Genomic DNA, 24,540 nt, shown 5'->3' with positions numbered 1-24,540 from the left:
TGAAACATTAGAAAAAATGAAATAGACTTTTGCGAATCTCATTTTTGATCGAACGAGAGAACTGGAACGATTGAATGATTTGAGAAATAGTCTGCGTAGTAAAATAAAAATGGAAACACCGAAAAAAGAAAGTGTTCTGTTGCTTGAAAAATTAAAAGCACAGCTGCCGAAGAATCAAAGCAAGTGGAATAGTAAAAACTTAACGCAGGAAAATCGAGAAATAATGAATCAACTGATTGACTTATTGATGAAATACAATGGCTACTTTGAAGAATTTAAACAGCTGGCAAATGAGGAAGACATTTCCAAGAAAGCAACTTATGGAGAGGGAGATCCTAAAAAAGATAAAAAATCATTTTTATGATGGCCGAATGTTCGGGTCGGATGGTATTTATTATCGATTAGGAAACAATATCCTTCAGGAACTAAAAAAAGAAAATGAATCACCGTCGCTAGGAGAACCTTACCACCCTTCTTCTGTATCAGGAAAACATAATAAGAATCAGGAAATATATGATAAACTAAAAAATGATTATCGTATGCGGAAAGAGACGAATGAAAGTCGATCAGCGCCAAAGCGACATCCAAGTAAGCGAACCAGACCATTTAAACAATCATTCAAATACCTTCGGTTGGTCACGAATCAAGTCAAACACCTGGAACGGGTGACGAACAATGAATTTGATCAATTCAAAAATCAAGTAGCGTTTGAAAAGCTTCAGCGTGAAACCGAACAAGCAAAAATGAGCCAAGAGTCAAGACCTATTTAATTAGGAGAAAGAGGAAAGACATGGATAATTATTACTTTATTAATAGCGTAGATACAAAGAATCAAACGATGCGTATTCAAGAAGTTGGTGCAGGTGAAATGAGTGCGCAACAGGTACGTATCACGCAAGAGAATGCCGACATTTACTCTTTAATGTTGGATGAAGCAACACAAGAAGTGGGACCGTTGATCGTTCAGCTGGATATAATATAAAGTCAAAACCAACCGTAGGAAATTTTTCATAGACGTGCAATCAAGTCTCTATGAATGTTACAAATAAAGGCAAATAAAGGAGAATTATCAGTATGAAAAGGTTAATCAAAAGCTGGTTAGATACCACAATACTTAGAGGGACTGTTTGGGATACAATTGTTCAAATTATCTTTTCTTTTATAATTATATTTTTTTCGTTCTTCTATAATATTTGGTTATATATAGAGATAGTTATTCCTTACTTGCAAAAAAAAGAATTGTTTTCATTAGTGAATCTGTTTTTTTACATGGAGGAACTTTTTGCTATTTATTTGTTGATTGGTTGTTTTTCAATTCTGTTGGTTGCTTCACTGAGAAGGTATTTATTACCTACTAATAACGAAAAATATGAAAGCTATGTTTATGAGAATGCTACTGAAAATACACAAATAAATTGGAAAATTCATAGAAAAATACAGAAGCAAAATATGGGTTTATTTTACTCTCTATATGTTTTTTTCATTGGTATAGTAAAGCTAACTGTTTATCCTATTTTGTGGCCATTTGCATATGCTTTTATTTTGTTTAAAAAAGGATTTTATTTATGAAAAATCAAAGTCAAAACTATGACGATTCCTATTATACTTGATAGAGCTATAATGGATATAAAAAAGATAAAGAACAATTAGTGTTGTGGTAATAGACATAAGGGATTATATTGAAGACAGTGATGAGCGAATTTTTAAAACAATCTAACTAAACAGTAAACTAACCATTCATTTAATACGGGAGAATTTTTATCATTCAGTTAGATCTAAAATAAAGTCAAAACCAGCCGTAGAAAATTTTTTTCAGATTCAAGTCGGCTGCTTTCAATTAGTAAATAGCAGAATAAAAAAAGGACTCTTTGTCAATAAGAACTGATGAGTTGTGCAAAATCAAATCTGGGTCAGAATGAACCACATTCTGGCTCAGATTTTTTGTTATCTCACTTTGATTAATTGATTGATCAAAAAGATTCTAATTCTCATGTTCTCGAATGATTTAAATCTGTAGGATACTCGTTTCATTGTCTTTATGTGGGTATTCTTCGCTTCTATTTTTCCATTGGAATAAGGATAGATCATTGCGTTGGTGATGCCTTCTTCACAGGTTAGAAGGTTTTGAAATTTCTCTTGGAAGCCGTCATCTAACGTTTCGGTAAGTTCTGCCAATAAGGAGAAAAACAAGTCAGGGTCTTTTTATCGAAAGGCTTATGTGGCTACGATTAAAAGATGAAAGACAAATCTTCGATGATTGTTTATATAGTATGATATCAGATCTAATTTTTTGAAGATCGGAGTGGTCAGAAAATGATTATTTTCTAAACACTCTTTTTGGTTACCACAATTGGAGTGTATTGCTTTGTTTTTATGTTCATAATCTCGAAAAAAATTAACTGTTCATTTAAAATTCAGAATTATTAGTATTAGGGAAAATCTTGGATGGGGTCAGAAACTTAAAGGTTTTTGACTTTTTTTTTATTCCTCGTCAATTAGCTCTTTCATTAGCCCAATAAATTAGGTCAGAAAGTTTTTTTAAGGGTGCAAAGAGGACGGTCTTTTTAGTATAAAGAAAAAAAAATACTCAAATGTAGTCTTTAAATGGTATTCATATGTAGTAAAATATATATAATTATGTGAACTTAAAAATTTAAGGGGGAAATATAATGGAAGAAAAAAATGGTATTTGGCAGATGGTGAGCAAGCATTAGACGATTTTGGTTTTGATAGTGTAGATGAACTATTAGCACATTATAATATTGATGGAAGCCCTCAAAAAGTAGAGTTGGTGTTATTTGATAGTGATGATAAAGTACTGGATCATGATTACTACAATACAAAGGATGTCTTTTAAAGATTATATCGATCAAAAAGGCTCCGAGTTGATCAAGTGAGGACTATTGATCTACCTCGGAACCAAAATGAAAATATGAAAGGAAGATAATATGCCTAAAATAAAAACAGAAAAATTAGTATTGATTACTAAGCGAGTACCATAACCACGCTGTTGTTATAACTGAACACTTTGTTTGGGAAGATCCCTTTGATGATGGAGGATTCTGGTGTCCTTCCGGTAGTAAATACGAAACATATCCTGATCATGCGAACATGAACGATCGTGAAACACAAGAATTAATAGAGTTTTTCGAAGCGTATAATATCAAGTATCAAGTTGACGGTCAAATTTTAGAAGAACTAGAAGAGTTGTATTTGGGGGCGAATAGATGACGTATCCCGTATATCGTTTTATTCAAGAAGATTTAAAAATGACCGTGTACAGATTTGCTGAGGAAAGCTTAATCAATCAAAGAACACTATCCTCTTGGAAACAACGTGATCGGTCGATCTCTAGTTTGCCAATTCAGTTAATTGATGAATTGGCATATATTTCCGGTTTTTCTATATCGGATATTCGCAGTAAGTTGTTCGTATATGAATTAGAAGATTTTGGATCAAAAATTTTACCCTTTGAGGCAGCAAAACACATGATCGACGAAGAAAAAATACTAAATATAATCAATTTACTGAGGCGGGAGAAAAATTTGGTCGGAATCTAAAACAGAATGGCCCTAAAGCCAAAGAAAGTATTAAGAAGTTGAATCGATATAATCCAAAAACAAAAGATGCTCCACTAGACGAATTTTTAGAACAGTATTTAAAAATTTGTTCAGCTTATCAAATACCAGCGTTCAGTGAATTTACGACGATAAGTAATGATGAAGAAAAATATGGACTGATTAATCAGTTTTTGATAGCAGCTTGGAATACAACGTTTGATGAAAAAGAAGGATGATAATCAATGGACCTTACTGAAAGGCAAATTCAGATAATTACTCATTTAAGGAACTATCAAGATTGGATTTCTAGCGAGAAAATCGCAAATCTTATACAAACAAATAAACGAACCGTACAGATTGAATTAAAAGAACTGATGGAAAATTTAGAGATTGATATAATCACTAACAAACAACTCGGTTATAAACTTGAAAATTTAACAGAGGGGATGAAAAAAAAACTCTCTAATCATGTAGGCGTTCAAAAGGTTTATGCTTCTATGAATGAAAGAGCCAGCAATTTAATTATTTTTCTTCTGTTTCAATCAGATTATGTTAGCATGCAGAAATTAGCAGATGTATTTTTTCTTTCAAAAACTGCGATTTCACTTGAGATCAGAACTATACAGAGATGGCTGTATCGCAGACCGCATCTTGAATTGGATATCTCTGGTTATAAAGGTGTTAAAATTATTTCTACAGAGGATTCAAAACGTATATTTGCGTCTCTGGTAAGCAATGAATTGAGAATACAAAGTGCCTTTCTTCCTCAAAATATAGTTCAAAGATTTAATTATCTTTATCCAAAAATAAAAAAGTTACTACAAAATTTCCTGTTGGAAAAACAGTACATTGTTTCAGGTGAAGATTTTTATCGTTTTGGAAGGTATATTACATTTATTATAATCAGAAGTGAGATTGGATTTAATATAGATTGTTCTGATAAAATAAAATGCAATGAACAGGATAAGCTAGAAAAATTTGTTCAACTAATAGAAAAAGAGACTGGATACCGATTTAGCAGTGAAGAGAAATATTTTTTAGTTAAACATTTTCTTGAACTCAATCAATTAGATTATGATATGTCGAACAATCAGGATTTATATAGTAAATTAGCTCAGTTTGAAACCAAAATAGCAATTACACTTGGGATTCCCAAAGAAACTATAAATTTTAGAACAGATTCAATAGTTAATCATATAAAAACAATGCTAAATAGAATCGAATCAGGGAATAATATTCTTAATCATTTTGCTTCTAAAACTCTCCATGAATTTCCATTAGAGGCATATCTAATACGTAAAATTTTTCCGGAAGTTTTCGAAGTTTTACCCAATTTAGCAGAAAGTTCTTATTTAGTCTTATACTTAGGAGATGCCCTTAGAAAATATAAAAGAAATGTAAAGGTCCTTCTATTAACAAATCACTCAACAAGTATGATCAATTCAACACACTATAAAATAAATGAAATGCTCAATTTTCGTACCAGTACAATCCAGACGGAACCGCTCTACCAATTTGAAACACATCCAGAGACATTTTATGAATATGATATACATTTGTCTACTGAACAAGAAATACTTTTTCGGATGGAAGACTTTGTCTATTTACCTAGTTTAATGAGTAAAGAAGAGCAGAAAGAACTTGCTACTAGAATGCAGAAACTTCTTTGGAAAAAGGAAAATCAGCTTAAAATTGATCTATTGAAAAAATACTTTCCTAATGAGAACAAGTTTGTTATGGAAGATAAAAGTATAGAGCCAATTTTCACTTTTATAAAAGACCCAGTTAATACGTCTTTCCCTATTAATGATAATACACTTTTCGTCTGCAACTTGTTTTCTGGAGAGAAAACTTTTATAAAACAATATGAGTTAAAGCATAGGTTGAAAATCGATCATAGAGATATCAAAAGAATTATTTTTGCTCAGTATAATGATGAGTTTGAGAATATATTTACCTTCTTTCAAACAATCGCTGAGTACATTTTTTAAAAATTAAGAATCGTAGGTCTTTAAATTAAGACTTACGATTTTTTTTTTCGTTAAATAAAATTATCTAGTATTAATGAATTTATTTGAATGGCTGTTTCTCCATTTTTACCATATATTTGGGTTGTAAGATATCTTGCAACAATGATTAGTTTTTAACAAATTTAAGGAGGAAACAAAATGGATTATCGTTCATTAGCGAAAAAAATTATCGCGAATATTGGTGGAGATGAAAACGTATCCAATGTTTATCACTGCGCTACTCGTTTAAGATTTACATTAAAAGATAATTCTATAGCAAATAAAAAAGCAGTCGAAAAATTAGATGGCGTCATTACAGTGGTTGAATCAGGTGGAATGTTTCAAGTTGTAATAGGTAATTCTGTAAACGAAGTTTATGCAGCTTTAGGTGAGTTTATGGAGACTGATTCTCATGGTACAACTAAGAATGATACTAAGAAAGACAATATATTCAACTCATTTATCAATATGATTGCTGGTGTCTTTGCACCAACATTGGGTGTTTTATCCGGTACAGGATTGATAAAAGGTTTTTTGGCATTATTAACTACGTTGGATGTTATCTCCGTAGAGTCTGGAACCTATCTTGTTTTAAATGCAGCGGCAGATTCTTTCTTCTATTTCTTGCCTATCTTCCTTGCTTATACAGCAGCAAAAAAATTCAAAACTGATAGTTTTACCGCAATGGCAATTGCTGGAGCATTAGTTTATCCAACAGTCATTCAAGCTTTTACAGATGGAATGACTGTCAATTTCATGGGGATTCCTCTAATTCTAGCAAGATATACGAGTACAGTTATTCCTATAATTATTGCAGTCTGGGTACTGTCTTACGTCGAAAAATTCTTTAAGAAAATTCTACACGAAAGTATTAAAAATTTATTGACGCCATTCTTTTGTATTTTGATTCTAGTACCGCTAACATTAATTGTAGTTGGTCCTATTTCAGATTATGCAAGCCAAATGATTGCTAACGGATACACTGCAGTTTACTCTTTGAGTCCATTAATCTCTGGAGCTGTGATCGGGGGGCTTTGGCAAGTGTTAGTGATGTTTGGTCTCCATTGGGGGATGGTTCCAATCATGACGAATAATCTGGCTTATTATGGACGGGATACTGTGGGTCCTGCTTGCTTCATGGCAGTTGCCGCACAAGCTGGTGCAGTATTGGGAGTTCTCCTCAAAACGAAGAATGTGAAAATGAAAAGTCTATCTTTATCTGCTTTTATCAGTGCCTTATTTGGAATCACAGAGCCTGCTGTCTATGGAATAACTTTAAAATACAAACGTCCATTTATTATTGCCTGTTCAGTTGGCGGAGTATTTGGAGCAATTGTAGGAGCTGTTGGTGCAGGAGCAATTGCTATCGGACCTCGAAGTATCTTGACTTTCCCTATCTATATTGGAAAAGGTTTTCCCATTTTGGTAGCAAGTTATTTCTTAGCAATTGTTGCTTCTTGTGGATTAACATATATGTTCGGATACAAAGATGAAGAAGAAAAAGAAACAATTTCTCAAAATAGACTTTCTTTAACTAAGCCAGTAAACGGACAAATTATTGATTTAAACTCTGTGAAAGATGATACATTTTCTAGTGGTGCATTAGGAAATGGGTTTGCCGTTATCCCTTCAGAAGGGGTTGTGACTAGTCCGATAAAAGGAAAAATAACTACTGTATTCCCAACTAAGCATGCGCTTGGAATTTTAAGTGATGAAGGGGCTGAGGTTCTGATTCATATTGGTATTGATACAGTAAATTTGAACGGAAAATATTTTGAAACGCTGGTTCAAGTAGGTGACCGAGTGGATATTGGTGAAGATCTAGTTCGATTTAATAATGATAATATGAAAAAAGAAGGATACGATACTACAGTGATAATTGTGGTGACAAATAGCGCCGAATTTAAAGATATAAGTCTACCAGCGATGTAAATAAAAGCGATAATTAGTGGAGGTAATATGATGACATTTCCAAAGAATTTCATGTGGGGCGGAGCTACAGCAGCAAATCAAGTTGAAGGGGCCTTCGATGTCGAAGGTAAAGGACTATCTGTTTCCGATGTATATATTTTCGATAGCACAAAGCCAAAAGAAACATGGACAGATCAATGGTTAATGATGACTCATGAGCAAGTAGAAAAAGCACAAGATCCCGACAGTAAGGAATACTATCCCAAAAGACATGGAACTGATTTTTATTATCACTATAAAGAGGATATTAAACTTTTTTCAGAAATGGGTTTTAAATGCTATCGAATGTCTATTGCTTGGACAAGAATTTTTCCGAATGGTGATGAAACGGAGCCGAATGAAGCCGGATTAGCTTTTTATGATAAAGTTTTCGATGAGCTGATAAAATATGGCATTGAACCGATTGTCTCCCTATCACATTATGAGATGCCGTTACATCTAGTTACTCATTATGAAGGTTGGACTGATCGAAAAGTAATTGACTTCTTTATTCGCTTCGCTACGACGGTGTTTAATAGATATAAAGAAAAAGTAAAATATTGGATGACCTTTAACGAGATTAATTGTGTAAAGCATCATCCATATGTGAGCATTGGTATTATTGAGGAGAATCATCCCAACTTAGAGCAAGCAAAATATCAAGGAGCCCACCATCAATTCGTGGCGAGTGCTTTAGCAACAAAGTTATGTCACGAGATTATTCCAGGTTCTCAAGTTGGATGTATGATCAGCTATCAATTACTGGTACCATATAGTTGTAATCCTGACGATGTTCAGAAAACAGTAGAAGATCAAAGGACTTCACTTTTCTTCAGCGATGTGCAAGCCAGAGGTTATTATCCTGCCTATACAAAACGATTATTTGAAGAAAAAGGTGTTAAATTAAATGTGGAAACAGGTGATGAGGAAATATTAAAAATGTATCCTGTCGATTATGTTTCGTTCAGCTATTATATGTCTAGTGCCATAAGCGCACATCCCGAAAATCTCGAGGGAGCAGTTGGGAACCTAATTACTGGGGGGATTAAGAATCCGTACTTGGAAAGTAGCGAGTGGGGGTGGCAGATTGATCCTAAAGGTTTACGTATCGCATTAAATCAGTTGTATGACCGTTATCAAAAGCCTTTATTTATTGCTGAAAATGGTTTAGGCGCAATAGATACATTGGAAGATGATGGTACAATCAATGATGATTATCGTATTGATTACTTAAGAAAGCATATCATTCAAATGAAAGAAGCTATCAAAGATGGCGTCGAGTTATTTGGCTATACATCTTGGGGATGTATTGATATTGTCAGTGCGTCGACCTCTCAAGTTTCTAAGAGGTATGGTTTCATATATGTTGATCAGGATGATGATGGCAATGGAACAAAGAAACGATTTAAAAAGAAATCATTTAATTGGTATAAGAATGTTATTAAGTCAAATGGAGAAATATTGTAGGTCTAGGTTTTTAAAGTATTAACAGATACTATTCTAAAGATTGAAGTTTTGTTTATTTTATAAAGTACATTGTGTTTTTTGATTGACGGAAAGCTTAAATTGAACCTCTTACTTGTTAGGTACTATAAAGGTTGTTATGGATAGTCGAACTCAATAGATATTTTAACAAATGGAAGTTAGCTTAAAATTAAAAGTCCCAATTGAGATATCAGCATCTCAATTGGGACTTTTGGGTTTTATTAAAAATGGATTAAGAAAGGATTTATTTTCCGGTCGTTTGCTTTCCTCTAAACTTGCAATATTTGTTAACAGAGAGAACAGACTGATTTTCGCCATTTTTTCTTCGACAGTTACTTGCAACTCATTATACGCACCATCTAGTACTTCTTGTATATTTGCACCAACAATGCAATCTGGATTCGTCTTAGGATCGACTTGAATGAGATTTGCGTTTCCATGAATACTTTTATATATATCAAGTAGACTAATATCTTTTGGGTCTTTTGCTAAATAGGGCTTTGGTTTCCCAGTAGTTGTTCGAATCAGTCCAGTTTTTTTTAAGTTTGCCATTATTTTTCTGACATTTGCAGCATTAGTTTCTACACTTTGAGCAATCATCTCACTTGAGAGCATATTAGTATCTTTATAGATGACGATATAACACATAATATGAATTGCATCACTGAGTTGAATAGAATATTTCAAGAGAATTCAGTCCTTTTTAGATTTTCTTCTTGACTTATCTTAACATACTATTTATTATATAGGTGTAACTTATATTTGTACAGCTGAATGTACGAACTAAAAAGGAGTGTTTTATATGACATATTTAGTAACAGGAGCTACTGGTGGTTTTGGAGGATATGCACTTGAATTCTTGAAAGATTTAGTTTCTAAAGACCAGATCTATGCTTTGGTACGATCTGAAGAAAAAGCAGCTGCACTAAAAGAGAAAGGCTACAATGTAAGAGTAGGGGATTATTCTGATATCAATTCGTTGAGCAACGCTTTTGACGGCATTGACCGCTTGCTTTTTGTGTCTGGCGCACCAGGCAATCGTCAAGAAGAACATGCTAATGTGGTTAAGTCAGCCAAAGACGCTGGTGTTCAGTACATTGCTTATACAAGTTTTGCTGATGCAGATCACTCAACAAGTGCATTAGCTGCTGATCACATCTTTACTGAAAAACAAATCAAAGAAGCGGGAATTGCGCATACATTTTTACGTAATAACTGGTATTTAGAAAATGAAATGCCGATTATTGGCGGTGCTTTAGCTAGTGGGAAATTCGTGTACGCAGCTAAAGAAGGCAAAACCGGCTGGGCTTTGAAGCGCGAATATGCTGAGGTTGCTGCAAAAGCACTAGCAGGAACAGAATACCCTGAAATCCTTGAATTATCGGGCAGCCCTATTACTTATGCTGAATTAGCAGCAGCTTTAAAAGAAGCAACAGGGAAGGAAATCGAAGTAGTTTCATCTGATGATCAAACCTTTGTAGATAGTTTGACAGCAGGCGGTTTACCACAACCTGTTGCAGAAATGTTCTTGTCTTTCCAACATGATATTAAAAATAATCAATTAGATGTGACATCTAGTGACTTTGAACAAGCTTTGGGTAAACCTTTGACGAGTCGCGTAGAAGCAATCAAAGAGTTGTTAAATTAGTCTTGCTATTTCCCGATTATCGAAAATAATCGGGAAATTTTTATAAAGAAGGTGTTGACGATGAACCATAGCGAAAAGAGGAAATGGCTGATTAACTATTTATTAGAGGAAAACAGTCACTTAAGTAAAATAGTAGATGCTAGCTCGGATGATCCGAAAGAACAAAATGATTTATTGCGATGCTTATTAAATATAAGAGAAGCGCGACCTATTCATAAGGACTTTATTGACATTCAAAATCAATTTCTTTTAGAAGAAAGAGCTGAAAATCAGATTTTTTCACTAAACGATGCGCAACGGTATACAAAAAATCTTTATCTCTGGCAAGGAGATATCACGAGGTTGGAAGTAGATGCCATCGTAAACGCTGCAAACGCACAGCTACTAGGATGTTTTGTTCCATTACACAGGTGCATCGACAATGCGATCCACTCTGCAGCAGGTATTCAATTAAGACTAGCATGCAAAGAAATCATGGATGCACAAGGGCATTTGGAAGAAACCGGCTATGCAAAAATCACCGATGGCTATAACTTGCCTGCAAAAAAAGTGATACATACTGTTGGGCCAATCATAAAAGATACCGTAACTAAAGAACACGTATCCTTATTGGCTGACTGTTATCGTCGCGTCTTGTTGCTTTGCGAAGAGTATCAATTGAAGAGCGTCGCTTTTTGTTGTATCTCAACAGGAGAATTTCGTTTTCCCAATGAGTTAGCTGCAGAGATCGCTATCAAAACAACGCAAGAATATGTAACGCGTGTTCATTCACCTATAAAAATTATTTTCAATGTGTTTAAAGACATTGATAAGGAGTTGTACCATGAAAAACTACAACAATTATCAGGAAGTTTATCAAAAGATAAATGAAGCAGAGGCAATCGTTATCGGTGCTGGATCAGGCCTTTCTGCTGCTGCCGGGTTAACCTATTCTGGTGAACGGTTCAAAAGATATTTCAGAGACTTTATTGATCATTATCATCTACCCGATATGTATTCTGCCGGATTTTATCCCTTCGATTCATTAGAGACGTATTGGGGTTATTGGAGTAAACATGTTTTTCATAATCGATATCAGCCTGAGGCTTTGCCGCTATATAAAGAGCTTCTATCTTTGGTAGAAGAAAAAAATTACTTTGTCATTACTACTAATGTAGATCACCAGTTCCAAAAGACGGGCTTTGATAAGAGACGATTATTTTATACACAAGGTGATTATGGGTTATTTCAATGTTCACGTGCCTGCCATAACAAGACTTACGAGAATGAATCATTGATTATGCAAATGGTCCATCAGCAGAGTCAGTTCAAAATTCCAAAGCACCTCATACCATATTGCCCCAAATGTGGACAACCGATGCGGGTCAATTTACGGATAGATCAATTTTTTGTACAAGATGATGGTTGGGAAAGCGCAGCTAACCGATACAAAGAATTTCTAGGAAATTATTTAGGTACTAAAATCGTTTTTTGGGAGATTGGCATTGGTAACAACACGCCTTCCATTATAAAATATCCATTCCAAGAAATGACGAGGGCAACGAATCAGTCGACCTATATCGTCTGTAACCTACAAGCACAACGCATACCAGATGAACTCATGGATAAAACGATTATTCTACAAGGAAATATAGTTGAAACGATCAGAGAAATCGATCATTTTAGATAGGAGCGCATTCATGGACCATTCAAAAATGAAGACAGAAGATTATTTGAATTATTTAAAAAATGAGATTCATTCTACCGTGTTCGCCACAGTAGACGAAAACGGAAATCCGGTCACCAGAGTAATCGATATTATGTTGGTGAAAGAAACGAAGCTGTATTTTTTGACTGCAATATCCAAGCCGTTTTATAAACAGCTAAAAATGAACCCGGTCGTTTCCATCACAGGTATAGAAGGAGAAACATCAATGGAATCGTTTTCTATTACCTTACAAGGGAGAGTAAATGAAATAGGCTCTACCTATTTAGATGAAATTTTCGAGAAAAATCCTTACATGGCAAAAATATATCCCTCTGTAGAAGACCGAAATGTTTTACGAGTCTTTGAAATTTATAAAGGCGTTATGTCAATCTTTGATTTAAGCAAAAAGCCTTTCTATCAAAACGTTAAATCTTTCGGATAACTCAAAGCAAAAGGAGACAATCACATGGCAAATAAAGTATCAGAAGAGGAAATGAACGAAGAAGAGTGGTTAAGCTGGTATAAGAAGCAGGAATTACCACAATATCCAAAGCCAGCATTTACTGTTGACAATTTGATATTTAATGTCACGTCGGATGCAGTATACATTTTACTTGTCAAAAGAAAAAATCATCCTTTCAAAGGACGGTTCGCTTTGCCAGGTGGCTTCGTTAACGAAGGAGAAAATATCATTAAGGCCGCTATCAGAGAGTTAACGGAAGAAACGGGCGTGGAAGTGCAGGAAGTTTCTTTATTAGGTGTATATGGAGATAAAAATCGGGATCCCCGTGGATGGACCGTTTCTGCTGTCTATATAACTGTTCTACAGCAGATGAAGACTCTTTATGCAGGAGATGATGCTTCTGAGGCTTTTTGGTATAGGTTTGATAAGGATAAATTACTCTATCAAGACGTTACGTCAAAAGAACGATCCTCCACTGAAAACTGGGAATCTCTTTTTGCTTTTGATCATGCGCAAATCATCCATGATGGATTTAAGTGGTTGAATGACGAACTAAGGTTACAGACCATCTCAATCAAGTAGTAACTGATAAAATATATGACGATGCAAATCGAATCACTAAGGTTCAAGAGCGCGGGGGAACCATCAGTTATCAGTACAAAGACAAGCCAACAAAAGATAATAAAGGAAAGACAGATAAAGTAGCCGATGTCACCATAAATAAGGGAGCGTATTCGAGCAAAGTTAGCTATGAGTACAAAACGACACAAATAAATAACAGATTTTGTTCAGATGTACAAGTTCGCGGATACTATCCAGGATACAGTTTGCGATATCTGAAGGATAATAATATATCATTAAAAACAAAGCCGGAAGATGACCAAATTTTAAAAGAGGGGACTGTTGATTTCTATTCGTTTAGTTACTATATGTCTCTATTAGTAAGTAGTAATCCTCAGGGTGAGTTAGTTGGTGGAAATATTATGGGGGGAATCAAAAATCCTTACCTGGAAACAACTGATTGGGGATGGCAAGTAGATCCTAAAGGTTTGCGCTATACATTGAATGAGATCTACGATAGATATCAGATTCCACTGATGATTGTTGAAAATGGTCTGGGGGCAGTTGATAACATTGAAAAAGATGGATCGATTCAGGATGATTATCGAATTGATTACATTAGGGATCATATTGTGCAAATGAAAGAAGCAATTAAAGATGGGGTAGATTTGATGGGATACACCGCATGGGGGTGTATCGATCTTGTAAGTGTATCTTCTGGTGAAATGGAGAAGCGTTACGGATTTGTTTACGTTGATAAAGATAACGAAGGGAATGGAACACTAATGCGTAAGAAAAAGAAAAGCTTCTATTGGTATAAACGTGTCATTCAATCTAATGGGGAAGAATTATAGAGCTCTGAAATTATATTGAATTTTGAATAATCAAACATAATTTCTATATAAGGAACATAAAGATTTCGTACAAATCTCAATTATTTGAGATTTGTACGAAATCATTTTTATTTATCTCTCCCCAGGAACACATTTGATCTAAGATAGGAATTAACGTACTTCCTTTTTCAGAAAGACTATACTCTACTTTAGGAGGTATTTGAGGGTATTCATTTCTTATCACTATCCCGTTTTCCTCTAACTCTTTTAGGGCATTCGTTAGGGACTTAAAGGAAATAGAGCCAATGCATCTTTTTAGTTCATTATATCTCAAAATCTCCTTTTCAAAAAGCCAATATAATATTATAATTTTGTGTTTTCCACCTATAATTGACAATGTGTAGCCAAATCCCGTATTATCAATTTTTTCATTAGTTTTACTACAACCTATTGACATGTTTACTCTCCTTTAAGATAGTATCTTACATATATTTGCGTACTATACCTGATGATGATTATATCATATACTTATTGTGAATTAAATATTTGTAAGGTGGTAAAAAAATGAAAACATTAGTCGTGATAGCACATCAGAATCTTGAAGAATCAAAAGTAAATGCAAGATGGATTGAAGAACTTAAAAAATATCCAGATGAATTTACAATTCATAATTTAGGTAATAGCTATGAATTTGATGTGGTTAAGGAACAAGAAATGATAAAAAGCCATGATAAACTAGTTTTACAGTTTCCGATTTATTGGTTTAATTGTCCACCCAATATGAAAAAATGGTTGGATGATGTATTTGTTGAGGGATGGGCTTATGGCAAAAATAATCAGATGAAAAATCATAAAGTATCCTTACTAGTATCAGCTGGTATTAAAGAAAAAAATTATTCGAAAAACGGTAGGTATAAATATGCTTTGAGTGAGATTTTAGTACCGTTTGAAGTTTCTTTTTCATATATGGAAGCAAACTATCAAGGATTTTTTGCAAGTTATGGTGCGGAGTATGATTTAACTACAAATGATATTGAAAATGATCTTCCTCAGATGCTTGATTTTATCCGCAGTATATAAAGGCAAGTCAAATGGACCAACTTAGAATAATAAAAACAATTTATTTTTCTAGAAATTTCTAGACAATCATTATATATGGAGGTTATGTACGATGGATTTCAAATGGTTGAATGAGAGTAGTGTCAGAGAATCAGATGGAAAAATCGAAATTTTAGCAACGAGAAATAGTGATTTTTTTAATAATAATGGCGTAATAGGAGAACAGGGTATTACACCTAAATCTCTTAATAATGCACCATTCTATTACACAGAAATATCTGGAGATTTTATTTTGAAGGTCAAAGTTTCACTAGAATTCAAAAGTACTTATGATTCTTCATCCATTATGATTATGCAAGATCTCAATCATTGGGCTAAAGCTTGTTTCGAACTCACCGACTTCAATAGACGTGCTGTAGTGAGTGTAGTCACAAATGAATACTCTGACGATGCTAACGGTTGTAATATCGATCAAAATTTTGTTTGGTTGCAAGCAACTCGAGTGGATCAATCGTTTGCTTTTCATTATTCATTAGATGGTAAAATTTTTTATATGATGAGATTCTTTAATTTACCAGTCAAAGAAAATATAAAGGTTGGTCTCTTGGCACAATCACCTATGGGTGAGGGTGGAATTAGAACATACGAGTCTTTGTCGATAGAAAGGAAGACCGTGAAAAATATCAGAATGGGTGCATAGAATAATATTTTTTCTATGGATTCAGACTCTCCAATAGAAACATATGGAGTCATGTAGTAATACATGTTGAGGTGGTTTGCTGTTAAGCCTAAGCTATTTCACTATAAATTACTTCTATTAATGATTTCTTTTTGTTCGACAAGTATAATGTTTTTTTACACTAAAAAACTTCAATAAAAATACCGATTGCCAGAGATATGATTAAAATCTGGCAATCGGCTTTTTTTATACTCAGAAATTTTTGGAAAAATTAAGATAAATTACATCAGTTGTGCATCATTTCTTTTTTCCTTAAAGGACCTTAGAATAATGATGCTTATTACAATAACGATAGGAAAAATTATTGCAGAAAATAATCCAGCTTTTAAGCCTAGCTGGGTCATATTGTTACCTGGAAATACAGCATGGACAAAACTAGAATTTGAATTGATGACAATATTGGATACAACCCCTACCATACTTGGTCCGATAGCACATCCTATATCTCCACCTAAAGCTAGAATACCGAACATTGTGTTCCCACCATAAGGATTCAAACTAGATGCCAAACTTATTGATGCAGGCCATAGTATAGCAATAGATAGCCCTGTTAATGCACAACCTAATAAAGATATATAGGGTATAGGAGAAAGTGTAACTAATAAATAGCTAAAAATACAAAGTAGTCCTGAACATGTTATTAGTAAACGTAAATCATATTTTTGTGCTTTTTTTCCGTATATCACCCTCGTTATTCCCATTAATAAAGCAAACGCAAAAGGACCTAATAAGTCTCCTGTTGTTTTAGATGTCCCTAATCCAACTTCAGCAAAGAATGAAGACCATTTAGACATTGCTTGCTCTGCAGCTCCAGAACAAATCATCAAAATAATAAGTATCCAAAATGATTTTTTTAGCAAAAGAACTTTTGCAGGTACTTGCTTATCTTTATCAACTAAAGTGCGTAATGGAACTTTTAGAAACAAGAAAAGATTGATTAAAGGCACAATTCCGCTAATTATTGGTAACCATCCCCAATGGTTTTGCCCAAAAATATAAAAGTATATTGTTGAAAAGAGTACGATACCTACGTAACCCCAACAATAAAAGGAATGAAGTATACCCATTGAACCAGATTTTTTGTCTCCCGGCAACGCCTCAACAATTGGACTTACAACAACCTCCTGAAAACCACCGCCTATAGCATTTAAGATTGTAGCAAATAATAAACCTGTAAATGGATCAATATAGTAAGGTAGTACTCCTAAACTGATCAATCCAAATAAGCAAAAAATATTGGCAATCGTCATAGATATTCTGTAACCAAAACGGTCAACAATCCTTGCCGCTAGAATGTCAACCGCAATTTGTATGAAAAATCCCAGCGTAATTAAAAAAGTAATATTTTCCAAAGTAATTCCCAAATGAGATTGGAAGATTACAAAAAGTAGTGGGGGTAAGTTGCTTACTATAGCTTGACAAATGTAGCCACTGAAGCATGCGTATAATGTATGTTTATAACTTAGTTTCATTTTTTCTCCTGATTTTAATTTTTCATTGGTTTATATACAAATTAGATATTTTTATGATTTCCACTCATTATCATTCTCCCATTGGCATTCTAAGATACTCATATTAGTAAATAAGGCCTTATAGGATCCATCAGTAGGACTTCCGGCATAAATCCCAAACGATACTTTTCTTGATGCATTCCACATATGAAAGATTCGCATTTGCTTCCAGTTTATACCATCCTCACTATGTTCAATTCTAAAATCACTTTCTCTTCTAGAAAGTCTATACCACATAGTATCAATTTCCGATGAAATATCAGTTGTAGCCCAATCCGAAAATCCGTTATTTGTGACTACACTTCCTAATCGTTGAATGTTTCTATCTTCATATTCGATAGAAGCTTTAATCCAATTATTCTTATCTAGGTACATTGCTAAGCCACATTGATCAAATCTGTTACTACTGTCGAATTTTGTTTTTACAACAAAAGAGAAAAAAAGGTTTTCAGTTGTTACTTGCAGAACAGGTGCGGTATCAGTTTGAAAACCATAATATGTTTTAGACCATAAATCAGTTCCTGGATCCGTTGTAATTTCTACTCTATCGTTTTCTATTTTGAAGTTTGCGGGTTTTCGTATCCAAGTGGGATTACTTTTTAAAAAATCCATTTCATTAAATACTCCTTTACATATTTAAATTTTTTCTATTGAATTATATCGTTTTTCTCAACCATTAACATCGTACTAAAAAGGAAAAGTATGTTAAAATATCACAATCGAGGTGATTTTTAATGAAGAGTCTATGTAATGCGAGTACAGATGATAGTTTAAAAGAAGATATAGTTCATGGAGAAAAAAAATTTCCAATAGCTTATTATAAAGATATATTTTCTGAATTTAAAAATGGTTTAATAGATTGGCACTGGCATCGTGAAGTTGAGTTTGTTAGTGTGTCTGAAGGGTTTATATTTTGTTTGATCGGTCAAGAAAGAATTAAAATTAATCAAGGAGAGGGAATATTCATAAATAGTGGAATTATCCATCGATATGAAAATGGAAAAGATGGAATGATGGAAAACATAGTGTTTTCTCCTGAGCTTGTTGCACAAGAAGGCTCGCTTATTTATGAAAAAAATATTTACCCTCTAATTTCGTTTGGTCCAGATTATCTATTACTATCTTCGGAAACTTTTTGGAAGAAGTCAGTTTTAGAAGATTTATCAAATATTTATAGTGTGCAAGCTTTCTTGGAAAAAAGTTCTTCCCCAATTAATACTTTACTATTGCTTACAAATATTTTAAAAACTTTAATAGAAAATATACCCACTGAAATTTTAGAAGAATCAAAGGCTCATAATGGTAAATGTTTACAATCAACAAGATTACATCTGATGTTACAATTTATACATGATAATTATCATAGAAATATAGGATTAGGTGATATCGCAGCTGTTTCAAGTATGAGTAAAAGTAACGCTTTAAAAACTTTTAAACAAGGAATTGGGCAATCTCCCGTATCTTATTTGATAGAACACAGATTGATGCAGGCTTCATTAGAACTAAAAACGACGAGTAAACCGATAACTCGGATTTCTGAGTTATCAGGTTTCTCAAATAGCTCATACTTTTGTAGGAAATTTAGAGAATATTTTGGTACTTCACCATCTGCTTACAGAAAAAAAAGTACGCATAATATCCCTTCGTTTTAAATTAATTTACTTTAGTTGTCATTGGTTCTGTCAGAAATTTATGACTTTAAGATTGTTAAAAATACGTCATTGACAATCAGAAATGAGATTTTTTCAAGTTTGCCGATATCTCATTTAGAACTCTTTTTAACTTGATAGTAAAAGGCGAAAAATTGAAGAGATAAACATTTTTACTTTCTATGAAAGATATGAATAACAAAAATTTTCAGCAATTTAACCACCCATTTTCTCATTATTTCTAGTTTATCAGGTACTTAAAATACCTCTCACACGTATGAAGAAACTGAGTGGATATTTGAAATGACACTACAGAATATAAATGTACTTTTTAGACATCTTTTCGACAATCGGAGGATTTTGTTTAGGAATGAAGCAATCTGGCTATAGCTGTATTTGATATGGTGAGATCGATGGTCATGTTAATTTTTCCTTTAACTGTTTGGCGTAGTGTCGATTGACAGCATAGATTTGCCCATTCTTTGTTTGGACTTCTAATCAAACGTTCACTGGCCGTTTTTAAAACTGACTATTTCAGAAAGATTTAGAATTGTTGAATTTTGGTATGTATTGCTGCTCATAGAAAATAACTTATTTTACTAAGGAGAAACTTATTTTTTTAAAATAGTAGGCACACATTAGATTAAAAAAAACAAAACGGACAACAGGGTATACCTTCGTGGACCTTTTCAATATTTGTTATATTGTTAAGTTTTTGAAAGGTTAATAAAGTTTGGCTACAGGTTATTCAAATTAATCCAAATCTTTAAATTTCTAAATATATTTTTGATGAATAAAACTGGTTCTCCTTTGAGAGAGCATTATCTAAGAATTACGTGCTCTAAGAAAAAAGCAAAGGGGAAAGGAAACCCAAGGTAAAAAGAAAATGATTCAAAGATCAAAGTGTTTATTCTTGAGTATAGAGAGGAAAGTAGAAATATTATTATCAATCAGAATAGGGTTACTCAAAATAAGTACCTATCCTTTGTTGAAACTAAAAATTATTATTTAATAATTTTATCCTTCCGAAATTTTATATATACTATTATCATATATAAATAATTGATAAATTCATCTCGAACAAATGTGACACAATCGGATTCTGTCACATTCGATAAAATCGCTCCATCCTTAGAGGCTCTAAGAGAAAATCACTTTTCTTTTAGCGCCTTTTTTCTATAGCTTGTTTAAATGTGACTTATTATCTGTTATAATCATATTAAGTAACATTTGAGAGGTGGCTAAAAATGAAGAGCGTGGAACCGATTCGCGACAAAAAAAAGATCGATGCCATGAAGGCAATTTTGGCTTCCGGCAAATATGGGCAACGGAATTTGGTGCTTTTTTCGATCGGGATCAATACAGCCTATCGAATCTCCGATTTAAGACAGTTAAAATTAAGTGATGTGTTAGAAATTTCTCGTGGACGAGTGATTGTCAAAGAACGTCTGGCCATGAAGGAACAAAAAACGGCCAAACACAATTCGGTCTTCATTTCGAACAAATTACGAAAAGTGATTCTCGATTATGTTCAATCGGAATTTTCTGAGCAGCTGCAAGTACAAGACTTCAGCAATTATTTGTTTCCAAGTCGAAAGGGAGCAGATACGCCTTTGACCCGACAAAGCCTTTGGCGGATCATCCATGAAGCAGGAACGGCGGTTGGTTTGAAAGAAATTGGTCCCCATTCGATGCGTAAGACCTTCGGCTATTTTTTGTACAAGCAAGGGACCAAAACAGAGATCATTCAGTCGCTGCTCAACCATTCTTCGCAACGGGAGACCTTACGCTATATTGGGATCACCCAGGAAGATAAGGATACCGCCGTAAAGAGTTTGGATCTATGACAGAATAATGCCCTATATATAGAAGGAAAAATTCAAGAGGTGAGAAAATGAATGAAGAAAAGCGTCCCAAATTTACTGATAAATACCACTTATCTCGCAAAGAGTCTGTATATTTATTGAAGAAAAACATTGTAGAACTGGTGTATAATGCGGGGAAATTTGAAGGATTGAATACAACGCTATTACAAACAGAAGAGATTATTAAGTATAATCGGGCCAATAACGTGGCTGTAGATGATGTCCTGACCGTCGTTAACTTAAAAAGAGGCTTTGAATTGCTTTTAAACGACGTACAGGAGCCCCTGTTAGAGACAAGTAAGCGGATTAATCGGATAGTTGCAGCGGAAGATGCCCTTTTTCCTGGTGAAATACGAATCGGCGGAGTAGAAGTATCGACTATTCAGGGAAGGTATGTGCCACCAATGTTAACTGAAGATGAGGTGAAAAATCAATATGATAAGATACTGAATCAAGAGATATCAGATACGGAAAAAGCGTTAAGACTATTTCTATTTATATCAAAAAATCAAATATTCTGGGATGGTAATAAGAGAACAGCGTTATTAACTGCTAACAAGATTATGTTTAGCCAAGGTGTTGGATTGTTATCCGTTCCTGAAAGTGTATTTGCAAAATTTAATGAACCGCTATCTATGTATTATAATAGCAACCAATCTAGTGATGAATTAAAAATTTTATCATTTATACATGAAGAATGTATTTATGGTATTCGTTATTTATAGTAAACAATAGAATAGTTACTGAATTACAATAAGCCAATAAAAAGGAGAGTATGTGATGCCATTAATGTCAATAAATTATTTTGGATATGCTGTATATAATGTAACTGTGGAAGAATCAATAGTAAACTTGTTACGATTTGAGATATCAAAAATGGATGAGAATGCCACTACTACAATTAATATAGATCCTAAATATAATAATTTAATATCGTTTGAAGTAACTGTTGAATCTAGAAACCCTGAGGATGAATATGATAAAATCGTTGATATTATATCTGAAACCAATGCTATCATTATACATTTAGGTAGTGTAGAAGAAAGTTATTCTACTGGTGAACGATGTTACATGGGAATTCAGACTCTGACACCAGCTAATGATTTGAATGATTATATCGTAACTTGCATTGACGACTTTTTTTCTGAATACCAGTAAATTAAAGAAACGAATTTCATGTTATAGCATAACGCTTAAAATGGGTAAAAAAATTAGGTACTAATTTGTATGAACTAAGAATTATTTGAAAAGCAACAATGCCAAGTATGCTGATTTTCTTTCTTTGGATCAATCAATCATACAAGATCAACCTAGAAAACGTTATGTAGACGTTAGTAAGGTTCAAGAACATTATGCAATCGTTCCTCGACAAAACAAGTCGTAAGCATTGCAGCGTTTAAAAAATTAGGTGATATACAAAGTAAAGCTTATTATTCATTTAATTGAGAATGTGCCATCAGACGTTGAGAAACTGAATTTTAAAACATACCAAGCAAATAGAAAAAAGAAGACGAAAAGAATACAGTAGCGATTTGTCCTAAATCTGGCGGAAATATTATCCTTTAAAAGCTTTTATGGCTGGTGCTAGTATGATTTAGTGGACACATTTTTGGAGAGTATTATAATACTTTCGAAAGGGTGTTCAGATATGGCAAAAAAATACAGTCAAGAAAAGAAAGAGTTAATCCTTCAGCTTGTGGCAACTGGCAAATCAGTTGCCGAAATTTCCCGTGAATATGGCATTGCATAACAAACAATTTATAAATGGAAGAAAAACAATAGTCCAATCTCAGGCAGTTCGACAACCCCAGCTCAAATCAAACAGATGGAAAAAGAAATGATCCGTCTGCGTCAGGAGAACGAAATTCTAAAAAAAGCAATGGCTATATTCACGAAGTAAACTTACACTATAAGATTCTCTTTATCAAAAATCTAAGAAACAGCTATCCCATCCGAATGCTTCTGCGTGTAATGCAAGTGGCACCAAGCAGCTACTATAAAGAATTACATCATGAACCGAGTAAACGCCAACAGGAAAATGAGCGAATCGATCAAGCAATCATGGAAATCTACACCGAAAGTAAACAACGTTATGGCGCATGGAAAATTCATCATTGCTTGTTAGAACAAGGCTTTTCCTTATCCATCAAGCGGGTTCAAAAACGAATGAACTTTTTAGGTATTCATTCAATCACGGTCAAAAAATATCGTCCTAGTCACACTTCGAAAAAGCCGATTATTGAACGTACCAATCTTTTGAATCAAGATTTCTCTACAACGACCATCAATCAAAAATGGGCCGCAGATATCACATATATCGCTACGACAAAAGATGGCTGGACTTATCTAGCTTCTGTCATTGACCTTCATTCAAAGAAAATCATCGGGTATATGTATGCCAAACAAATGGCGACAGACATTGTCTTAAACGCTTTGGATTCAGCAATTAAGAACCAACAACCGAAAGAAGACTTGATTATCCAAACAGATCTTGGCTCTCAATACACGAGCAAAGAATTTGAAGCAGCGCTTCAAGAACGTAAAATCGTGCATTCTTATAGTCGTAAGGGAACCCCGTATGACAATTCTGGTATTGAATCTTTTCATGCAATCTTGAAAAAAGAAGAGATCTACCAGTGGGTCTATTATTCTTTTGAGGAAGCACGCCTTGCGCTTTTTCAATATATTGAAGGCTGGTACAATCGTAAACGAATTCATGGAGCAATCCGGTATTTGACTCCTCAACAAGCAGAAGACCAGGCTCGTACTCACATGTAATCTATCCGTACACATTTTTTTGAGAACAAATCCACGAGCTTTCCTCTTCATAGTTTCAGAAAATGGTCAAATGGTCTGGGTTTGACTATTTTCTGAAACTATGAAATAACTCGAGAGTGGATTAGTTTCAAAATAACTCTCAAAAAAAGTGTCCACTTTATTGACATAGATCCAAAGCCAATGGAAAAATCAGAGAGAGTATGTCATTTCCTGCAATTAAATTTAAAGAGTTTGCTTTAGAAGAGTGGGAAGAGTCTGAAATATATCAATACTTTAGTGAGAAAAGATTCTTATTCGTTGTGTATCGACATGACGGTACGGAATACAAATTAGATAAAGCAATGTTTTGGAATATGCCTATGACAGATTTAGAAGGAATTGGAAAAGAAGAATGGTTAGCTAACCAAAAAGTAGTCAAAGAAGGGGTAGAGCTTATACCAAAAGGGAATAGAGTTCTAAATAATTTACCAAAAGCAAAAGATACTAAGATTTTCCATCTACGTCCTCATGCTAGCAAATCTGTTTATGAAATAAATGGACAAGTTTTCGGTAACGGTATTCTTCATAGAGATTCAGATGAATTACCAAATGGAGATAGAATGGTGAAACAATGTTTTTGGTTAAATAATAAGTATCTTGAAAGAATTATTAACAGTTAAAGTATAATTTCGATACAAAATTATATTAGTTGGTAAGGAAAATATGGGCCATGTTATACTTATTAAAAAAGAAAGGGGATTCTT

General features: G+C 33.8%; 26 protein-coding genes and 3 pseudogenes. 24 read left to right on the top strand and 5 right to left on the bottom strand.

Annotated elements, in window-relative coordinates:
• The first annotated feature begins 70 nt into the window (after positions 1-70).
• The 4 genes from ACTW1R_RS16135 (at position 71) to ACTW1R_RS16120 (ending at position 1,569) form a co-directional block, all read left to right on the top strand.
• Complete coding sequence (locus tag ACTW1R_RS16135; protein ID WP_489927350.1) at positions 71-364, top strand: hypothetical protein; 294 nt, start codon at positions 71-73, stop codon at positions 362-364.
• A 7-nt stretch (positions 365-371) separates the two neighbouring features.
• Complete coding sequence (locus ACTW1R_RS16130) at positions 372-770, top strand: hypothetical protein (protein WP_242691866.1); 399 nt, start codon at positions 372-374, stop codon at positions 768-770.
• 20 nt (positions 771-790) lie between these two features.
• Entirely contained in the window at positions 791-982 is a 192-nt protein-coding gene (locus ACTW1R_RS16125) for a hypothetical protein (RefSeq protein ID WP_375826729.1), read from the top strand.
• 92 nt (positions 983-1,074) lie between these two features.
• Positions 1,075-1,569: a hypothetical protein gene (locus tag ACTW1R_RS16120; RefSeq protein WP_489927348.1), complete on the top strand. Its 495-nt coding sequence runs from the start codon at positions 1,075-1,077 to the stop codon at positions 1,567-1,569.
• 375 nt (positions 1,570-1,944) lie between these two features.
• Here ACTW1R_RS16120 and ACTW1R_RS16115 read toward each other — a convergent pair.
• Positions 1,945-2,202: pseudogene (locus tag ACTW1R_RS16115) on the bottom strand (transposase); the annotation flags it as partial.
• Positions 2,203-2,689: 487 nt separating this feature from the next.
• Here ACTW1R_RS16115 and ACTW1R_RS16110 point away from each other — a divergent pair.
• From ACTW1R_RS16110 to ACTW1R_RS16085, 6 genes are all read left to right on the top strand, one after another.
• On the top strand, positions 2,690-2,857 hold the full coding sequence (locus ACTW1R_RS16110) for a hypothetical protein (RefSeq protein WP_489927347.1): 168 nt from the start codon (positions 2,690-2,692) through the stop codon (positions 2,855-2,857).
• A 370-nt stretch (positions 2,858-3,227) separates the two neighbouring features.
• Positions 3,228-3,560 carry a hypothetical protein gene (locus ACTW1R_RS16105; protein WP_489927346.1) on the top strand — a complete coding sequence of 111 codons (333 nt, stop codon included), beginning with the start codon at positions 3,228-3,230 and terminating at the stop codon, positions 3,558-3,560.
• 38 nt (positions 3,561-3,598) lie between these two features.
• Complete coding sequence (locus ACTW1R_RS16100; protein ID WP_489927345.1) at positions 3,599-3,796, top strand: hypothetical protein; 198 nt, start codon at positions 3,599-3,601, stop codon at positions 3,794-3,796.
• A gap of 6 nt (positions 3,797-3,802) precedes the next feature.
• The gene (locus tag ACTW1R_RS16095; RefSeq protein ID WP_489927344.1) at positions 3,803-5,551 is read left to right on the top strand and encodes a BglG family transcription antiterminator; all 1,749 of its coding nucleotides are present in this window, start codon (positions 3,803-3,805) and stop codon (positions 5,549-5,551) included.
• Positions 5,552-5,728: 177 nt separating this feature from the next.
• Complete coding sequence (locus tag ACTW1R_RS16090; RefSeq protein WP_489927343.1) at positions 5,729-7,501, top strand: beta-glucoside-specific PTS transporter subunit IIABC; 1,773 nt, start codon at positions 5,729-5,731, stop codon at positions 7,499-7,501.
• Between the two features lie 27 nt (positions 7,502-7,528).
• Positions 7,529-8,986, top strand: coding sequence for a glycoside hydrolase family 1 protein (locus ACTW1R_RS16085; RefSeq protein WP_489927342.1), 1,458 nt, complete (start codon positions 7,529-7,531; stop codon positions 8,984-8,986).
• Between the two features lie 216 nt (positions 8,987-9,202).
• Here ACTW1R_RS16085 and ACTW1R_RS16080 read toward each other — a convergent pair whose 3' ends face one another.
• The gene (locus ACTW1R_RS16080) at positions 9,203-9,691 is read right to left on the bottom strand and encodes an Rrf2 family transcriptional regulator (protein WP_060792723.1); all 489 of its coding nucleotides are present in this window, start codon (positions 9,689-9,691) and stop codon (positions 9,203-9,205) included.
• Between the two features lie 115 nt (positions 9,692-9,806).
• Between ACTW1R_RS16080 and ACTW1R_RS16075 the strand changes: the two genes are divergently transcribed.
• The 6 genes and pseudogenes from ACTW1R_RS16075 to ACTW1R_RS16050 form a co-directional block, all read left to right on the top strand.
• Complete coding sequence (locus ACTW1R_RS16075; RefSeq protein WP_489927341.1) at positions 9,807-10,652, top strand: SDR family oxidoreductase; 846 nt, start codon at positions 9,807-9,809, stop codon at positions 10,650-10,652.
• A gap of 60 nt (positions 10,653-10,712) precedes the next feature.
• The gene (locus tag ACTW1R_RS16070) at positions 10,713-11,522 is read left to right on the top strand and encodes a protein-ADP-ribose hydrolase (protein WP_060792721.1); all 810 of its coding nucleotides are present in this window, start codon (positions 10,713-10,715) and stop codon (positions 11,520-11,522) included.
• The gene (locus ACTW1R_RS16065; RefSeq protein WP_489927340.1) at positions 11,476-12,321 is read left to right on the top strand and encodes an SIR2 family NAD-dependent protein deacylase; all 846 of its coding nucleotides are present in this window, start codon (positions 11,476-11,478) and stop codon (positions 12,319-12,321) included. Before ACTW1R_RS16070 ends, ACTW1R_RS16065 begins: the two co-directional genes overlap by 47 nt.
• 10 nt (positions 12,322-12,331) lie before the next feature.
• The gene (locus tag ACTW1R_RS16060; RefSeq protein ID WP_060792719.1) at positions 12,332-12,781 is read left to right on the top strand and encodes a pyridoxamine 5'-phosphate oxidase family protein; all 450 of its coding nucleotides are present in this window, start codon (positions 12,332-12,334) and stop codon (positions 12,779-12,781) included.
• Between the two features lie 24 nt (positions 12,782-12,805).
• Positions 12,806-13,384, top strand: a complete 579-nt coding sequence (locus ACTW1R_RS16055) for an NUDIX domain-containing protein (RefSeq protein ID WP_489927339.1) — start codon at positions 12,806-12,808, stop codon at positions 13,382-13,384.
• A 176-nt stretch (positions 13,385-13,560) separates the two neighbouring features.
• Positions 13,561-14,217 (top strand): annotated as a pseudogene (locus ACTW1R_RS16050) (glycoside hydrolase family 1 protein); the annotation flags it as partial.
• 76 nt (positions 14,218-14,293) lie between these two features.
• Here the strand turns inward: ACTW1R_RS16050 and ACTW1R_RS16045 are convergent.
• Positions 14,294-14,653, bottom strand: coding sequence for a winged helix-turn-helix transcriptional regulator (locus tag ACTW1R_RS16045; protein WP_060792717.1), 360 nt, complete (start codon positions 14,651-14,653; stop codon positions 14,294-14,296).
• A 107-nt stretch (positions 14,654-14,760) separates the two neighbouring features.
• Between ACTW1R_RS16045 and ACTW1R_RS16040 the strand changes: the two genes are divergently transcribed.
• On the top strand, positions 14,761-15,276 hold the full coding sequence (locus ACTW1R_RS16040; protein ID WP_434233531.1) for an NAD(P)H-dependent oxidoreductase: 516 nt from the start codon (positions 14,761-14,763) through the stop codon (positions 15,274-15,276).
• A 91-nt stretch (positions 15,277-15,367) separates the two neighbouring features.
• Entirely contained in the window at positions 15,368-15,955 is a 588-nt protein-coding gene (locus ACTW1R_RS16035; RefSeq protein WP_218213508.1) for a DUF1349 domain-containing protein, read from the top strand.
• A gap of 260 nt (positions 15,956-16,215) precedes the next feature.
• Here the strand turns inward: ACTW1R_RS16035 and ACTW1R_RS16030 are convergent, their stop codons facing one another.
• Positions 16,216-17,466, bottom strand: coding sequence for an MFS transporter (locus tag ACTW1R_RS16030; protein WP_489927338.1), 1,251 nt, complete (start codon positions 17,464-17,466; stop codon positions 16,216-16,218).
• A 51-nt stretch (positions 17,467-17,517) separates the two neighbouring features.
• On the bottom strand, positions 17,518-18,117 hold the full coding sequence (locus ACTW1R_RS16025) for a DUF1349 domain-containing protein (RefSeq protein WP_010722389.1): 600 nt from the start codon (positions 18,115-18,117) through the stop codon (positions 17,518-17,520).
• Between the two features lie 122 nt (positions 18,118-18,239).
• Here ACTW1R_RS16025 and ACTW1R_RS16020 point away from each other — a divergent pair, with 122 nt between their 5' ends.
• From ACTW1R_RS16020 to ACTW1R_RS15995, 6 genes and pseudogenes are all read left to right on the top strand, one after another.
• Positions 18,240-19,157, top strand: a complete 918-nt coding sequence (locus ACTW1R_RS16020) for an AraC family transcriptional regulator (protein WP_010722388.1) — start codon at positions 18,240-18,242, stop codon at positions 19,155-19,157.
• Positions 19,158-20,401: 1,244 nt separating this feature from the next.
• Positions 20,402-21,001 carry a tyrosine-type recombinase/integrase gene (locus tag ACTW1R_RS16015; protein WP_142973640.1) on the top strand — a complete coding sequence of 200 codons (600 nt, stop codon included), beginning with the start codon at positions 20,402-20,404 and terminating at the stop codon, positions 20,999-21,001.
• 47 nt (positions 21,002-21,048) lie between these two features.
• Positions 21,049-21,744: a Fic family protein gene (locus ACTW1R_RS16010; RefSeq protein WP_489927337.1), complete on the top strand. Its 696-nt coding sequence runs from the start codon at positions 21,049-21,051 to the stop codon at positions 21,742-21,744.
• 55 nt (positions 21,745-21,799) lie between these two features.
• Entirely contained in the window at positions 21,800-22,177 is a 378-nt protein-coding gene (locus ACTW1R_RS16005; protein WP_270267480.1) for a hypothetical protein, read from the top strand.
• Between the two features lie 490 nt (positions 22,178-22,667).
• A pseudogene (locus tag ACTW1R_RS16000) lies at positions 22,668-23,797 on the top strand (IS3 family transposase).
• Between the two features lie 200 nt (positions 23,798-23,997).
• Positions 23,998-24,456, top strand: coding sequence for a hypothetical protein (locus ACTW1R_RS15995; RefSeq protein ID WP_171918272.1), 459 nt, complete (start codon positions 23,998-24,000; stop codon positions 24,454-24,456).
• The last annotated feature ends 84 nt before the right edge of the window (positions 24,457-24,540 follow it).

The organism is Enterococcus sp. R12, assembly GCF_058135755.1.
The sequence above is the reverse complement of the archived record's forward strand: the minus strand, read 5'-3'. Positions and strand labels throughout refer to the sequence as shown.

Bases quoted from the DNA above. Each gene is read 5' to 3' on its own strand.
- ACTW1R_RS16130 (WP_242691866.1), top strand. From the start codon at position 372: ATGTTCGGGTCGGATGGTATTTATTATCGATTAGGAAACAATATCCTT.
- ACTW1R_RS16125 (WP_375826729.1), top strand. From the start codon at position 791: ATGGATAATTATTACTTTATTAATAGCGTAGATACAAAGAATCAAACG.
- ACTW1R_RS16120 (WP_489927348.1), top strand. From the start codon at position 1,075: ATGAAAAGGTTAATCAAAAGCTGGTTAGATACCACAATACTTAGAGGG.
- ACTW1R_RS16105 (WP_489927346.1), top strand. From the start codon at position 3,228: ATGACGTATCCCGTATATCGTTTTATTCAAGAAGATTTAAAAATGACC.
- ACTW1R_RS16095 (WP_489927344.1), top strand. From the start codon at position 3,803: ATGGACCTTACTGAAAGGCAAATTCAGATAATTACTCATTTAAGGAAC.
- ACTW1R_RS16090 (WP_489927343.1), top strand. From the start codon at position 5,729: ATGGATTATCGTTCATTAGCGAAAAAAATTATCGCGAATATTGGTGGA.
- ACTW1R_RS16085 (WP_489927342.1), top strand. From the start codon at position 7,529: ATGATGACATTTCCAAAGAATTTCATGTGGGGCGGAGCTACAGCAGCA.
- ACTW1R_RS16075 (WP_489927341.1), top strand. From the start codon at position 9,807: ATGACATATTTAGTAACAGGAGCTACTGGTGGTTTTGGAGGATATGCA.
- ACTW1R_RS16070 (WP_060792721.1), top strand. From the start codon at position 10,713: ATGAACCATAGCGAAAAGAGGAAATGGCTGATTAACTATTTATTAGAG.
- ACTW1R_RS16065 (WP_489927340.1), top strand. From the start codon at position 11,476: ATGAAAAACTACAACAATTATCAGGAAGTTTATCAAAAGATAAATGAA.
- ACTW1R_RS16060 (WP_060792719.1), top strand. From the start codon at position 12,332: ATGGACCATTCAAAAATGAAGACAGAAGATTATTTGAATTATTTAAAA.
- ACTW1R_RS16055 (WP_489927339.1), top strand. From the start codon at position 12,806: ATGGCAAATAAAGTATCAGAAGAGGAAATGAACGAAGAAGAGTGGTTA.
- ACTW1R_RS16045 (WP_060792717.1), bottom strand. From the start codon at position 14,653: ATGTCAATAGGTTGTAGTAAAACTAATGAAAAAATTGATAATACGGGA.
- ACTW1R_RS16040 (WP_434233531.1), top strand. From the start codon at position 14,761: ATGAAAACATTAGTCGTGATAGCACATCAGAATCTTGAAGAATCAAAA.
- ACTW1R_RS16035 (WP_218213508.1), top strand. From the start codon at position 15,368: ATGGATTTCAAATGGTTGAATGAGAGTAGTGTCAGAGAATCAGATGGA.
- ACTW1R_RS16030 (WP_489927338.1), bottom strand. From the start codon at position 17,466: ATGAAACTAAGTTATAAACATACATTATACGCATGCTTCAGTGGCTAC.
- ACTW1R_RS16025 (WP_010722389.1), bottom strand. From the start codon at position 18,117: ATGGATTTTTTAAAAAGTAATCCCACTTGGATACGAAAACCCGCAAAC.
- ACTW1R_RS16020 (WP_010722388.1), top strand. From the start codon at position 18,240: ATGAAGAGTCTATGTAATGCGAGTACAGATGATAGTTTAAAAGAAGAT.
- ACTW1R_RS16015 (WP_142973640.1), top strand. From the start codon at position 20,402: ATGAAGAGCGTGGAACCGATTCGCGACAAAAAAAAGATCGATGCCATG.
- ACTW1R_RS16010 (WP_489927337.1), top strand. From the start codon at position 21,049: ATGAATGAAGAAAAGCGTCCCAAATTTACTGATAAATACCACTTATCT.
- ACTW1R_RS16005 (WP_270267480.1), top strand. From the start codon at position 21,800: ATGCCATTAATGTCAATAAATTATTTTGGATATGCTGTATATAATGTA.
- ACTW1R_RS15995 (WP_171918272.1), top strand. From the start codon at position 23,998: ATGTCATTTCCTGCAATTAAATTTAAAGAGTTTGCTTTAGAAGAGTGG.